General features: G+C 48.4%; 11 protein-coding genes. 8 read left to right on the forward strand and 3 right to left on the reverse strand.

Annotation, left to right across the window (positions count from 1 at the left end; genetic code table 11):
* Window positions 1-88 precede the first annotated feature (88 nt).
* The 3 genes from mmuM to NSQ09_RS07285 all read right to left on the reverse strand — a co-directional run bounded on the left by mmuM (window position 89) and on the right by NSQ09_RS07285 (window position 3,607).
* Window positions 89-1,036 carry a homocysteine S-methyltransferase gene (gene mmuM, locus NSQ09_RS07275; protein WP_341030764.1) on the reverse strand — a complete coding sequence of 316 codons (948 nt, stop codon included), beginning with the start codon at window positions 1,034-1,036 and terminating at the stop codon, window positions 89-91.
* Between the two features lie 128 nt (window positions 1,037-1,164).
* A complete protein-coding gene (locus NSQ09_RS07280; RefSeq protein WP_144459013.1) occupies window positions 1,165-2,601 on the reverse strand; it encodes an alanine/glycine:cation symporter family protein in 1,437 nt (478 codons plus the stop codon).
* A 22-nt stretch (window positions 2,602-2,623) separates the two neighbouring features.
* On the reverse strand, window positions 2,624-3,607 hold the full coding sequence (locus NSQ09_RS07285; RefSeq protein WP_076458359.1) for a glutaminase: 984 nt from the start codon (window positions 3,605-3,607) through the stop codon (window positions 2,624-2,626).
* A 301-nt stretch (window positions 3,608-3,908) separates the two neighbouring features.
* On the opposite strand from NSQ09_RS07285, the gene glnK reads away from it, so the two are divergent.
* From glnK to garD, 8 genes are all read left to right on the forward strand, one after another.
* Window positions 3,909-5,141, forward strand: a complete 1,233-nt coding sequence (gene glnK / locus NSQ09_RS07290) for a two-component system sensor histidine kinase GlnK (RefSeq protein ID WP_072592621.1) — start codon at window positions 3,909-3,911, stop codon at window positions 5,139-5,141.
* A gap of 10 nt (window positions 5,142-5,151) precedes the next feature.
* The gene (gene glnL, locus NSQ09_RS07295; RefSeq protein ID WP_014478705.1) at window positions 5,152-6,096 is read left to right on the forward strand and encodes a glutamine utilization two-component system response regulator GlnL; all 945 of its coding nucleotides are present in this window, start codon (window positions 5,152-5,154) and stop codon (window positions 6,094-6,096) included.
* A gap of 226 nt (window positions 6,097-6,322) precedes the next feature.
* Window positions 6,323-7,249: a 5-dehydro-4-deoxyglucarate dehydratase gene (gene kdgD, locus NSQ09_RS07300; RefSeq protein ID WP_017694996.1), complete on the forward strand. Its 927-nt coding sequence runs from the start codon at window positions 6,323-6,325 to the stop codon at window positions 7,247-7,249.
* 29 nt (window positions 7,250-7,278) lie between these two features.
* The gene (gene gucD / locus NSQ09_RS07305; RefSeq protein ID WP_017694997.1) at window positions 7,279-8,745 is read left to right on the forward strand and encodes an alpha-ketoglutaric semialdehyde dehydrogenase GucD; all 1,467 of its coding nucleotides are present in this window, start codon (window positions 7,279-7,281) and stop codon (window positions 8,743-8,745) included.
* A gap of 84 nt (window positions 8,746-8,829) precedes the next feature.
* The gene (gene gudP, locus NSQ09_RS07310) at window positions 8,830-10,197 is read left to right on the forward strand and encodes a glucarate transporter GudP (RefSeq protein ID WP_014475680.1); all 1,368 of its coding nucleotides are present in this window, start codon (window positions 8,830-8,832) and stop codon (window positions 10,195-10,197) included.
* A 36-nt stretch (window positions 10,198-10,233) separates the two neighbouring features.
* Window positions 10,234-11,601: a glucarate dehydratase gene (gudD, locus tag NSQ09_RS07315; RefSeq protein WP_144459015.1), complete on the forward strand. Its 1,368-nt coding sequence runs from the start codon at window positions 10,234-10,236 to the stop codon at window positions 11,599-11,601.
* Between the two features lie 69 nt (window positions 11,602-11,670).
* On the forward strand, window positions 11,671-12,372 hold the full coding sequence (locus NSQ09_RS07320; protein ID WP_003246338.1) for a FadR/GntR family transcriptional regulator: 702 nt from the start codon (window positions 11,671-11,673) through the stop codon (window positions 12,370-12,372).
* Window positions 12,373-12,463: 91 nt separating this feature from the next.
* A complete protein-coding gene (gene garD / locus NSQ09_RS07325) occupies window positions 12,464-13,996 on the forward strand; it encodes a galactarate dehydratase (RefSeq protein ID WP_144459017.1) in 1,533 nt (510 codons plus the stop codon).
* Window positions 13,997-14,084 lie beyond the last annotated feature (88 nt).

Consider the following 14,084-nt stretch of genomic DNA (forward strand, 5'->3'; position numbering starts at 1 on the left):
CCTCCTAATAAAAAATCTCATGTCAGAAAGTGACACGAGACTCCGGCGAACCGGCTTTAAGTTAGAATATACAAACTATTCCGATAAGTCAAGTTGTTTTTAAAGAGCGGGCCCAAGCCGCAATTTCTTGAATATTTTCGGGTTTTGTCCGGCAGCAGCCGCCAATCAGCCTCGCTCCTTTTTCATGCCAGGTGCGGGCGCTCGCCCCGTAAGATTCTGCGCATGCTGCGCCGTTCCACGTTTTTGTTTCCGGATCATATTGCTCACCTGAATTCGGGTAGACAATGATCGGTTTTGACGTGTTCTTTTTTAACTCCTCTATCAAGGAAGGGATATGCTGAAGCGGCGTGCAGTTGATGCCGAGTGCTGCAATTTGGCGGTGTTCATCAAGCCACGATGCGCAGTCAGCTGCAGGTGTTCCGTCACTGATATGCAAGCCGTCTTTAGCACTGAAGCTGATCCATGCATACGTTTCAGGAAATTCCTTCAACAGCCGAACAATCGCTTTGGCTTCAGTCAGACACGGAATCGTTTCGCATGCCAATACATCAGCTCCGGCTTCAATCAGCGCCTTCATCCGGGGGCGATGAAATTCAATCAGTTCATCTTCTGATATTGCGTAGTTGCCGCGATACTCAGACCCGTCTGCAAGATAAGCGCCATAAGGGCCTACAGAAGCCGCAATGATCGGTTTTGGCCGATTAAAACGGTTCTCTTCAAGCGACCAAAATTCATCACGTGCTTCAGCTGCGATGCTGACGGACAACTCGATGAGCCGGCGTGCTTCCGCTTCGCTCAGCCCGCGTGCGGCAAAGCCTTCAAATGTAGACTGATAGCTGGCGGTGATTGCACAATCGGCGCCTGCTGCGAAATAATCAGTATGAACTTGTTTAATCAGCTCCGGCTCTTCCATCAGGATTTTTGCCGACCACAGACTGTCGTTCAAATCACAGCCCTTGCGTTCAAGCTCGGTCGCCATGGCGCCGTCTAGCACAATAAGCGGGTATGTATCTAATATGTGTTGGATAGGATTCATAGAATGTACCGATGCCTTCTTTCAGATTTTTTTGAAAAAGATATGAAAATCGTAATGGAGGCTTACGTGTTTGTCAATAAACGCAAAAAGAGAAAGGTGTTCAGCCCATATGTCTGAACACCCTTTTCTTATGATATTTGTTTGTTGTGCGTGTCAGTCTTTGTGTCTGAAACCGGCCAGCACTCAATGCCATTATGGTTTTTGAGCACATCTTTATAAAAGACCGGATCCTTGCCTGCTTTTTTCTGGCGTGTATAGTCTTTCAGCGCAGTAAAAACGATCTTTGATAGTAAGAAAATCGCGATTAAATTCACGACGACCATCAAACCCATGAACAAATCAGCAAGATCCCAGACGAGCTGGACTTTGGCAACACAGCCAAACACGATCATTGCCAGCACGCCGATACGGTAGACAAAAATCAGTTTTTTGCTTTTGTTCAAAAAGCCGATATTGGTTTCGCCATAATAATAGTTTCCAATTAAAGCACAGAATCCGAATAACAAAATCAGAATGGCGAGAAAGCCTGATGCCCATGATCCGACATGGGAGCTGAGAGAGGCTTGTGTCAAGGCGATTCCGCTCAGACCCGGAGTATGATAGGCATCCGAAAACAGGATGATAAAGGCGGTGCTTGTACAAATGACCAGTGTATCCGTCAGTACACCAAAAGCTTGGATCAGCCCCTGTTTGACGGGATGGCTTGTTGTGGCGGTGGCAGCGGCATTCGGTGCACTTCCCATTCCCGCTTCGTTTGAAAAAATTCCCCGTCTGACGCCTTGCATGAGTGCCGCGCCCAAAGCCCCGCCAGCGGCCTGATCAAAACCAAACGCATTTTTCACGATTAGCGCAAGCACACTTGGCAGCTGCGTAATGTTGGTGAAAATGACGAAAAACGCAACTCCGATATACAGGACAGCCAATACGACGACAATGGATTCAGCCAGCTTTGCAATGCGCTTGACTCCGCCAAAAATAATCGTGCCGAATACAGCAATTAAAATGAGTCCCAATGTCAGGCGGTTTGTGCCAAACGCGTTTTCAAAGGCAAGGCTGACTGTATTGGATTGAACCGAGTTGAAGACGATACCGAACGATAAGGTGATTAACACAGCGAACAGCGCGCCCATCCACCTTTTGTTCAGCCCTTTTTCCATGTAATACGCCGGCCCGCCGCGGAAGCCGTTTACATCTTTTACTTTATAAATCTGAGCCAGTGTGCTTTCCACAAAGCTGGATGCTGATCCGATAATGGCGATAATCCACATCCAGAAGATTGCCCCGGGCCCGCCGAGTGCAATGGCGATGGCAATGCCCGTAATATTTCCCGTTCCGACACGGGCCGCCATGCTGATGCAAAAGGCTTGAAACGGAGAAATGCTGTTTTTTGACCGGGAAGCAGCACCTTCTCTTAATACCCTGACCATTTCTTTCAGCATGCGAACCTGTAAAAACTTAAGCCTGAACGTAAAATAGATTCCCAGAGAAAGGAGCAAAACAATCAATAGCTTTGACCACAAAAGATCATTTGCAATACCGACGATATGTTCCAGGATTTGCTGCATACAATCACCTCTTTTTTCATATTTAAAAAATGCTGAGCTCCCACTCCTGCGCCATATGCTTCAGCAGCATACCGCCAGTGAGGCTGTTGCCGTATTCATCAATGGCAGGCCCGTAAATGCCGATGCCGCATCCGGATTGAAAAGGCTGTTCTCTTCTGGCGCTTGGAGGCACCAGCGCCATGATGCCGCCGGAGACGCCGCTTTTGGCCGGCACGCCGACAAACGCCGCATATTTGCCTGAAGCGTTGTACATGCCGCACGTCAGCATTAATGCCTTGGCCAATTTTGCCACATCTTTTGGAATCACCTGCTCGTGTCGAATCGGATGATACCCGTCATGAGCAAGGATCAGGCCGATCAACGCAATATCTTCTGTGGTGCTCTCCATAGCGCATTGCTTCAAGTACACCTCAAGTGTTTCTTCTACTTCAGCTTCTAAAAAGTTTGTTTCTTTTAAATAGTAGGCCAGCGCTCTGTTGCGGTGGGCGGTTTCCCATTCAGAACGGAATACTTCCTCATGAATTCTCGGCCGTTTTCCTATCAAAGTTTCCATCACCGAGTAAAGAAACTCGAGCTTTTCGTATGCCGATTCTCCGGGAAGGATCGAAGCGATGGTGAGGGCACCCGCGTTGATCATGGGATTGAAGGGCTTTCCCGGCTTGTTGATTTCGAGCCGAATGATTGAATTAAAGGCGTCGCCTGTCGGCTCGACATCTACGCGGTCAAGCACATAGGGAATGCCGCGGCTCATGCAGGCGGCAATAAAGCTAATCACTTTTGAAATGCTTTGCAGGGTAAAAGAGACGTTCCAGTCGCCGGCGTGTATCATCGTTCCATCAGGCTCCAATACACAGATGCCGAGCTGTGAATCATTGACTTTTCCTAATGCGGGGATATAGTTTGCGCTTTGTCCATTGGCGGCAAAAGGGCGATAGTATTCAACCCAATCATGAAGCTGTAACGCCGGGTTTATGTCTTTCTGGTGCTCTTTTATCAATTCTTTCATCGAATTCCTCCTCACTGATTTTTTTCTTAAAGGACTGAGGTGTATCAAAACGAAGGCTAAAGGGGCGTTAAACGCTTTCATAATAGCGGAAGGTATAATTACTGTATAATGGAGACTACAGAATCATACAAAATACGACAAAAACATTTTGAAAATAAGCAGTAAGATTTATAAAAACCTCATGTTCTGGGTCAAAAGCAATTTGCAGGTTTTCTCCCGATTCCCCAAAATAAAAAGCGAGGATGTGATCAACATAAAACTGGAACGGTTTATTGAAAAAGACGGATATATATTGGCCCTGATGCTGATTACGGTGCCGCTGGCCGGTGAACTGAAATTTTATCCCCTCAATGAAGAATTCCGGGTCAGCTTTGGGGCACCGGTTTTTTTCTTCTTTTTATCATTGTTGCGGCATGTGCCCGCTGTGCTGCCGGGTTTTCTGACTGGAGCGGCTGTTTTCATCTTTCGCGTCTTTCTGGAATTATGGGGCGGAGGACACAATGGACTGACTCCGATTCTGTATGATCAAGCGTCTGGCTTTTTCTTTTATATGACTTACGCCTGTCTGTTTTCCATATTAAAGGCCAATCGTTTCCGTGAACGGCCGATTATGCTCGGTTTCATTGGGTTTATGATTGAAGTTGTGTCAGATTGTGTCGAGCTGGCTGTGCAATTTCTCATTTTTCATACGGTTGTCACGCCTGAGAAAATCACTGACATTGCGGTGATTGCGATTTCTCACACATTTATTGTGATGAGCTTTTATAGTGTGCTGAAGCTGTATGAAACACAATCGAGAGAAAAACAGACAAGGCAGCAGCACGAGCACATGCTGATGATCGTTTCCAATTTATATGAAGAAACGGTGCACCTAAAAAAGACATTGAAAACGACAGAGAAAGTGACAAACGATTCGTATCAGTTCTATCGGGAAATGAAGGGCAAGGATGTTCAGCTGAGCGGCAGAATCCTGAGACTGGCCGGAGAGATTCATGAAGTGAAAAAGGACAACCAGCGGATATTCGCAGGGCTTTCAAAACTGATTTCGAATGAGAGTTTGAGAGATTATATGAGGGCTTCTGATTTGCTGCAGCTCGTGATTCGAATGAATGAAAAGTACGCTGAAGCACTAGGGAAGCAGATTGATTTTTACTGCTCGATCGAGGGAGAGCATGACGAATATCACGTATTTATCGTGCTTTCGATCATTAATAATCTAACAGCAAATGCGGTAGAGGCTATGGATGAAGAGGGAATGGTCAGCCTGAGGCTCCGTAAGCCAAATGAGAGTATGGTAGAATTCCAGGTGGAAGACAATGGCCCCGGGATTTCCGAGAAAATCGGAGACATTGTGTTTGACCCGGGCTTTACTTCAAAATATGACGAATTTGGCACGCCTTCTACGGGTATCGGACTTTCCTACGTAAAGGAAATCGTGACTGAGCTAGAAGGGGATATCACGTTTGATAATCAGCAGCGGGGAGTGGTGTTTGCCATCAGGCTGCCTGTCCGGCATTTGATTCAGAAAGGGTGAACCGAAAGCTATGCGTTTTTTTATTGCAGATGATGACCGTGCGGTGCGGTCAATTTTAAGGCAGATCATTGAGGACGAAGATCTCGGGGAAGCTGTTGGTGAAGCTGACGACGGAAGCCAAGTGGAAGGGCATATGCTGCAATTTAAGCAGATTGATATTTTATTAATCGATCTGTTAATGCCCGGAAGAGACGGCATTGAGACGATTCGTCAGATCCAGAATACGTACTCCGGCAAAATCATAATGATCTCTCAAGTGGAGGCGAAGGAAATGGTCGGGGAAGCGTACTCGCTCGGCATCGAATATTTTATCCATAAGCCGATTAACCGCATTGAAATTGTCACGGTTCTCCAAAAGGTGAAGGAGCGGATCGAGCTTGAACACTCGATTGGAGCCATTCAGCATTCTCTAAGCCGGCTTGTCAATCGGACTGAACGGAAAGCGCGTCCCCAGCAGAAGAGTGACAGCGGTTTAAAAGAGGCAGGAACATTCCTGTTGTCCGAGCTGGGCATGATGGGAGAAGGCGGCGCACATGATCTCATGGCGGTCCTGCAGTATTTAGCAGAACACGAGCAATCCGAGCCGCACGAAAAACAAAGCCCTTCGCTAAAACAAATATTCACCCAAGTAGCGGTACGGAAGCTGGGGACAGGGGCCTCACAGACGGAAGTCAATCGCGAAATGAAAGCCTCGGAGCAGCGTATCCGCAGAGCGATTATTCATTCGCTGCACCATTTTGCTTCATTGGGCACAACTGATTTTTCGAATCCAAAATTTGAAACCTATGCATCGAAATTCTTTGATTTTCCGGTTGTCAGCCAGAAAATAAAAGAACTCCAATCCAAGGATGCAAAACCCCTTGCACCTGCTAGAATAAATATGAAAAAATTCATCCACGTGTTTTTTTTGGAAGCAAAGCTTTTGCATGAGACGATGAAACAAAGAAGGATATAAACCAAACAGCCGGCTGACCAGGCTGTTTTTTTGCTGCGCAGAATCCCGGACGGACAGTGATTTACCGCTTTTTTATAAATTATCAGAAAATAAAGATATTGACTTATTGTTTATTTGTCTTACAATTAAACAAAAGGATATATGGGAAGGAGCGGATGTGAAAGAAAAATTAATAATAGCGCTTACAGATAGAGGCTGTATACACAAATAACAGGAGGTTATGTTGATGAGCCGTATCAGAAAAGCACCCGCTGGAATTTTAGGTTTTCCGGTTGCTCCTTTTAACACACAAGGAAAACTGGAGGAAGAAGCTCTTTTTCAAAACATTGAGTTTTTGCTGAATGAGGGCTTGGAAGCGATATTTATCGCTTGCGGGTCTGGTGAATTCCAATCTCTCAGCCAGAAGGAATATGAGCAAATGGTGGAAGTCGCAGTCTCGGCAGCCGGAGGAAAGGTGCCGGTCTACACGGGGGTGGGCGGCAACCTCAGCACAGCGCTTGATTGGGCGCAGCTGTCGGAGAAAAAAGGCGCCGACGGCTACTTGATCCTGCCTCCGTATTTGGTGCATGGCGAACAGGAGGGGCTGTACCAGTATGCGAAAATGATTATTGAAAGCACTGACTTGAACGCGATTCTTTATCAGCGCGATAACGCCGTTCTCTCTGTTGAACAGATCAAACGTCTGACCGAATGTGAACAGCTTGTCGGTGTCAAAGACGGGGTAGGAAATATGGATTTGAATATCAACCTCGTCTATACGATCGGCGACCGCTTAGGATGGCTCAACGGAATGCCGATGGCTGAAGTGACGATGCCGGCTTATCTGCCGATCGGGTTCCACTCTTACTCTTCAGCGATTTCAAATTATATCCCGCATATTTCGCGAATGTTCTATGATGCATTGAAAAACGGAAATGACGAGCTTGTGAAGGAACTCTATCGGCATGTGATTCTGCCGATCAACGACATTCGCAAACAACGAAAAGGCTACGCCGTATCCTTGATTAAAGCCGGTATGGAAATCATGGGTTTGAATGTAAGGAATACAGCCAGACCGCCTGTCGGCCCGGTTGAAAAAGATCATTATCAGCAATTGGAAGCAATTTTGAAGCAGGCGGCTGACCGTTTTCCGAAAAAAGCCGCGACGGTTTGACCAGAAAAAACACGAAAGGGGCAATGGGCATGTCTGTGATCACGGAACAAAACACGTATCTCAATTTTATTAACGGAGAGTGGGTTAAGTCTCAATCAGGCGATATGGTCAAGGTCGAAAACCCTGCCGATGTGAATGACATTGTCGGATATGTACAGAATTCAACGGCTGAAGATGTGGAACGTGCCGTCGCCGCCGCCAATGAAGCCAAAACGGCTTGGAGAAAGCTGACGGGTGCCGAGCGCGGCCAATACTTATACAAAACAGCGGATATCATGGAGCAGCGCTTAGAGGAAATCGCCGCCTGTGCAACGCGTGAAATGGGTAAAACATTGCCGGAAGCGAAGGGAGAAACAGCCCGGGGGATTGCCATTCTGCGCTATTACGCCGGAGAGGGCATGCGAAAAACGGGTGACGTCATTCCGTCTACTGACAAAGACGCGCTCATGTTTACCAACCGTGTTCCGCTCGGTGTGGTCGGTGTGATTTCTCCGTGGAACTTCCCAGTGGCGATTCCGATTTGGAAAATGGCGCCGGCATTGGTATACGGCAATACCGTTGTCATCAAACCGGCGACAGAAACAGCTGTGACATGCGCGAAGATCATTGCCTGCTTTGAGGAAGCGGGGCTCCCGGCAGGGGTCATCAATTTGGTGACAGGCCCGGGTTCTGTTGTCGGGCAGGGGCTTGCTGAGCATGACGGTGTAAACGCCGTTACGTTTACCGGTTCAAATCAAGTCGGAAAAATCATCGGGCAAGCCGCTTTAGCGAGGGGAGCCAAATATCAGCTTGAGATGGGCGGCAAAAACCCTGTCATCGTAGCTGATGACGCTGACCTTGAAGCTGCGGCAGAAGCTGTCATAACGGGGGCCTTCCGTTCAACCGGCCAGAAATGCACCGCGACAAGCCGTGTCATCGTACAAAGCGGAATTTACGAGCGCTTTAAAGAAAAACTGCTCCAGCGCACAAAAGATATTACAATCGGAGACAGCTTAAAAGAGGATGTCTGGATGGGGCCGATTGCCAGCAAGAATCAGCTTGATAACTGCCTGTCATACATTGAGAAAGGCAAACAGGAGGGGGCTTCCCTTTTAATAGGAGGAGAAAAGCTGGAGAACGGAAAGTATCAAAACGGCTATTATGTTCAGCCTGCCATCTTTGACAATGTGACATCTGAGATGACAATTGCCCAGGAGGAAATTTTCGGTCCGGTGATCGCCTTGATCAAGGTGGGCTCGATGGAGGAGGCGCTGAACATCGCCAATGATGTGAAGTTTGGTTTAAGTGCATCCATCTTTACGGAAAACATCGGCCGAATGCTTTCTTTCATTGATAAAATCGATGCCGGACTGGTTCGGATCAATGCAGAAAGCGCAGGTGTTGAGCTGCAGGCTCCCTTTGGCGGCATGAAGCAGTCGAGCTCCCACTCCCGAGAACAGGGTGAGGCAGCGAAGGACTTTTTCACAGCGATCAAAACCGTTTTTGTGAAGCCGTAATGGTGCTGGAAAGAGGCATGCGTCTCTTTCCCAGCTTTATCACAGCCAGCATATGATTCTCTACTTTGAAAAGGAGAAGATACTATGAAAAAAGACTTTGCGAATGTTACACCGGCGGGCAAAAAAACGTCCGTGCGCTGGTTCATCGTGTTTATGCTGTTTCTTGTGACCTCTATTAACTACGCGGATCGAGCGACGCTTTCCATCACCGGCGATTCCGTCCAGCACGATTTGGGATTGGACTCGGTCGCCATGGGATATGTCTTTTCTGCCTTTGGCTGGGCCTATGTCATCGGACAGCTTCCGGGCGGCTGGCTGCTGGACCGTTTTGGTTCAAAGACTATCATTGCGTTAAGCATCTTTTTCTGGTCGTTTTTTACGCTGCTGCAAGGGGCGATTGGCTTTTTCTCCGCCGGCACAGCGATTATCCTGCTGTTTGCACTGCGTTTTCTGGTTGGTTTATCAGAAGCGCCTTCATTTCCCGGAAACGGCAGAGTTGTTGCTTCATGGTTTCCAAGCTCCGAGCGCGGGACAGCTTCAGCCTTTTTTAATTCAGCACAATACTTCGCAATCGTCATTTTTTCTCCTTTAATGGGCTGGCTTACCCACTCTTTCGGCTGGCATTCCGTCTTCGTTGTCATGGGTATTGCGGGCATTCTTCTGGCTGTCATCTGGCTAAAAACGGTGTATGAACCGAAAAAACACCCAAAGGTTAATGAAGCTGAGCTTGCGTACATCGAACAGGGCGGCGGGCTGATTTCCATGGATGACAGTAAAAGCAAACAAGAAACAGAATCGAAATGGCCGTATATCAAACAGCTGTTAACGAACCGCATGCTGATTGGCGTGTACATCGCGCAATACTGTATTACGACTCTCACCTATTTCTTTCTCACATGGTTTCCGGTATATTTGGTTCAGGCCCGCGGCATGTCTATTCTTGAAGCTGGGTTTGTCGCTTCCCTGCCGGCGCTGTGCGGATTTGCCGGCGGCGTCCTTGGGGGCATTGTGTCAGACATCTTACTCAAAAAAGGCCGTTCACTGACCTTTGCAAGAAAAGTGCCAATCATTGCCGGCATGCTGCTGTCTTGCAGTATGATTGTCTGTAACTACACAGATTCAGCATGGCTCGTCGTTGTCATTATGTCGCTCGCGTTTTTCGGAAAAGGCTTCGGCGCATTGGGTTGGGCTGTCGTGTCGGACACGTCTCCGAAAGAATGTGCAGGATTAAGCGGCGGTTTGTTCAACACTTTCGGGAATATTGCCTCAATTACAACACCGATTATTATCGGATACATTGTCAATGCCACTGGATCTTTCAATGGCGCGCTTGTGTTTGTCGGCGCTAACGCGATTGCGGCGATCCTCAGCTATTTGCTGCTGGTCGGGCCGATCAAACGGGTCGTGTTAAAGAAACAAGAACAAGACCCCGATCAATCGTTGCCTGTCTAATATTTATGAAAGCGCTTTATAAAGGGAGGAAAATGCATGAGTTCACCGATACAAGAGCAGGTTCAAAAAGAAAAAAGATCGAATATTCCCTCAATTTCTGAAATGAAGGTGATTCCTGTTGCGGGACATGACAGCATGCTGCTGAATCTAAGCGGAGCACACAGCCCGTTTTTTACCCGGAATATCGTAATCTTAACAGACAGCAGCGGAAATCAGGGAGTCGGCGAGGTGCCTGGCGGAGAGCATATTCGCCGCACACTGGAGCTGTCAGAGCCGCTTGTTGTCGGAAAATCTATCGGTGCGTACCAGGCGATATTGCAAACGGTCAGAAAGCAGTTTGGCGATCAGGACAGGGGAGGGCGAGGAAACCAGACGTTTGATTTGCGCACCACTGTGCACGCCGTCACCGCACTGGAAGCGGCTTTGTTGGATTTGCTTGGAAAGTTTCTTCAGGAACCGGTCGCGGCTTTGCTGGGCGAAGGGAAGCAGCGTGATGAAGTAAAAATGCTCGGTTACCTCTTTTACATCGGCGACCGAAAGCGGACGACCTTGCCGTATCAAAGCGATGAGCAGTCAGATTGTGCGTGGTTCCGTCTGCGCCATGAGGAAGCGCTGACGCCGGAGGCCATTGTGCGTCTTGCCGAATCCGCACAGGAGCGCTATGGCTTTCAGGATTTCAAGTTGAAAGGCGGGGTGCTGCGGGGAGAAGAGGAAATCGAAGCTGTTACCGCATTATCGAAACGTTTTCCAGAGGCAAGGATCACTCTTGATCCGAACGGAGCATGGTCATTAGAGGAAGCTATTGCATTATGCAAAGGAAAGCAAGATGTGCTCGCGTATGCGGAAGATCCGTGCGGGGATGAGAATGGCTACTCTGCTCGTGAAGTAATGGCTGAATTCCGCCGCGCGACAGGGCTTCCGACTGCGACAAATATGATTGCGACTGACTGGCGGGAAATGGATCACGCGATTCAGCTCCATGCGGTCGATATACCGCTGGCTGATCCGCATTTTTGGACGATGCAAGGGTCGGTGCGGGTTGCGCAAATGTGCCATGATTGGGGTTTGACATGGGGCTCGCACTCCAACAACCACTTTGATATTTCCCTTGCGATGTTTACCCATGTGGCAGCAGCGGCTCCGGGGCGGATCACGGCGATTGATACCCATTGGATCTGGCAGGACGGGCAGCGATTAACGAAACAGCCTTTTGAGATTTCTTCTGGCTGTGTCAAGGTGCCGGATAAGCCTGGACTAGGCGTCGATATTGATATGGAACAAGTGGAAAAAGCGCATGAGATCTACCGGAAAATGAATTTAGGCGCACGGAATGACGCGATCCCAATGCAGTTCCTGATCAGCAACTGGGAATTTGACCGGAAGCGCCCGTGTCTTGTGCGATAAGTTTGATTGTAAATATTGTCATATCCGCTATTTTGTCTTACAATTGAACAACTGAAGGGAGAGTTGTTCGTGTACGAAGGTTTAGAGGATTTGAAAGTCGATACAGTCAATCGGAAAACATTAGCCAAGCAGGTCATCGAACGGATTGTCCATTTATTATCGAGCGGACAGTTGAGGGCCGGAGACAAATTGCCGACAGAAATGGAACTGATGGACATTTTGCATGTCAGCAGACCGGTGCTACGGGAAGCACTCAGTTCACTTGAAACGCTGGGCGTCATTACGAGAAAAACACGAGGGGGCACATATTTCAACGATAAAATCGGCATGCAGCCATTTTCCGTCATGCTTGCCTTGGCCACTGATAATCTTCCGGCTATCATTGAAGCGCGGATGGCGCTAGAACTCGGACTCGTGACAATTGCCGCGGAAAAAATCAATGAGGAAGAGCTTCAGCGTTTGCAGAAGACGATCGACGATATTGCCAACAGCACTGACAATCATTATGGTGAAGCGGATAAAGAGTTCCATCGAATTATTGCGTTAAGCGCCAATAACCCCGTCGTTGAAGGGATGATTCAGTCCCTGCTGATCACCCATGCGAAAATTGACAGCCAAATTCCGTACAGGGAGAGAGATGTAACGGTCGAATATCACAAAAAAATCTACGACGCCCTTGCCAAAAGAGATCCGTACAAAGCACATTACCACATGTATGAACATCTGAAATTTGTCCGTGACAAAATTCTAAAAGGAATGGATGAAAAATAATGGTGAGCAACCGCAGTTGAAACGTAAGAGCTGCGGTTTTTTTAAAACCAATTTAGAAAACGCTTACTAAGTTATGAGGAGTGATTTTCATATGGCGATGAACCTCAGGAAGAACCAAGCGCCCCTTTACATCAAAGTGCATGAAATAGATAACACCGCGATTATTGTAAATGATGGAGGACTGCCAAAGGGCACTGTTTTCTCATGCGGGCTCGTACTTGAAGAGGATGTTCCTCAAGGCCATAAGGTGGCCCTCACCGATCTTAATCAAGGGGACGAGATCGTGCGTTACGGAGAGGTGATTGGATTTGCTGATGAGACGATCAAACGCGGGAGCTGGATACGGGAAGCCCTCGTGAGAATGCCCGCTCCTCCGGCGTTAGACGATCTTCCTCTCGCAAACAGGGTGCCGCAGCCGCGGCCGCCTCTTGAAGGCTACACGTTTGAAGGATACCGGAATGCGGATGGCAGTGCGGGGACAAAAAATATCCTCGGCATCACGACAAGTGTTCAATGTGTTGTTGGCGTTTTAAATTATGCAGTCAAACGAATAAAAGAAGAGCTGCTGCCGAAATACCCAAATGTCGATGACGTTGTGCCGCTGCATCATCAATACGGATGCGGCGTGGCGATCAATGCGCCCGACGCTGTCATTCCGATCCGCACGATTCAAAATCTTGCGAAGCATCCGAACTTCGGCGGAGAAGTAATGGTCATCGGATTGGGATGTGAAAAGCTCCTCCCGGAAAGAATTGCCTCCGAAAATGATGATGACATTCTATCGCTCCAGGATCACCGGGGTTTTGCGGCGATGATCCAATCCATTTTGGAAATGGCGGAGGAACGGTTAATCAGGCTGAACAGCAGAACCCGGGTGTCATGCCCTGTTTCGGATCTGGTTATCGGTCTGCAATGCGGCGGCAGTGATGCGTTTTCCGGCGTAACGGCGAACCCTGCCGTGGGGTATGCGGCTGATTTATTGGTTCGCGCAGGTGCAACGGTTTTGTTTTCTGAAGTGACAGAGGTGCGGGATGCCATTCATTTATTAACGCCGCGGGCTGTCAGTGAAGAGGTCGGACAATCACTGATCAAAGAGATGAAGTGGTATGACAGCTATCTTCTGCGGGGAGACGCAGACCGAAGCGCAAACCCGTCACCAGGCAATAAAAAAGGCGGATTATCCAATGTGGTGGAAAAAGCGTTAGGTTCGGTAGCGAAATCAGGCACAAGCCCCATCTCCGGCGTGCTCGGCCCTGGTGAAAGAGCAGAACAAAAAGGCCTGCTGTTCGCGGCGACACCGGCAAGCGATTTTGTGTGCGGCACCCTGCAGCTGGCTGCGGGCATGAATCTGCAGGTGTTTACGACAGGGAGGGGAACACCGTACGGCCTGGCTGCTGCGCCGGTGCTGAAAGTATCGACGCGGCATTCCTTATCAGAGCATTGGGCTGATTTAATCGATATCAATGCCGGCCGAATCGCGACAGGAGAGGCCAGTATCGAAGACGTAGGCTGGGAAATCTTCAGGACGATTTTGGATGTGGCAAGCGGCCGCAAACAAACGTGGGCTGACCGTTGGGGCCTTCATAATGATTTGTGCTTGTTTAATCCTGCTCCAGTGACTTGATTCATGTTTTTATAGCGGAAATATGGAATATGCTGTAAAGTGAAAATCAGCGTATAGGAAACGGAGGGGTTACAGCATGGCATTCATT

This window comes from Bacillus sp. FSL W8-1202 (assembly GCF_038006165.1).
In the GTDB taxonomy this organism is placed as follows: Bacteria; Bacillota; Bacilli; order Bacillales; family Bacillaceae; genus Bacillus; species Bacillus subtilis.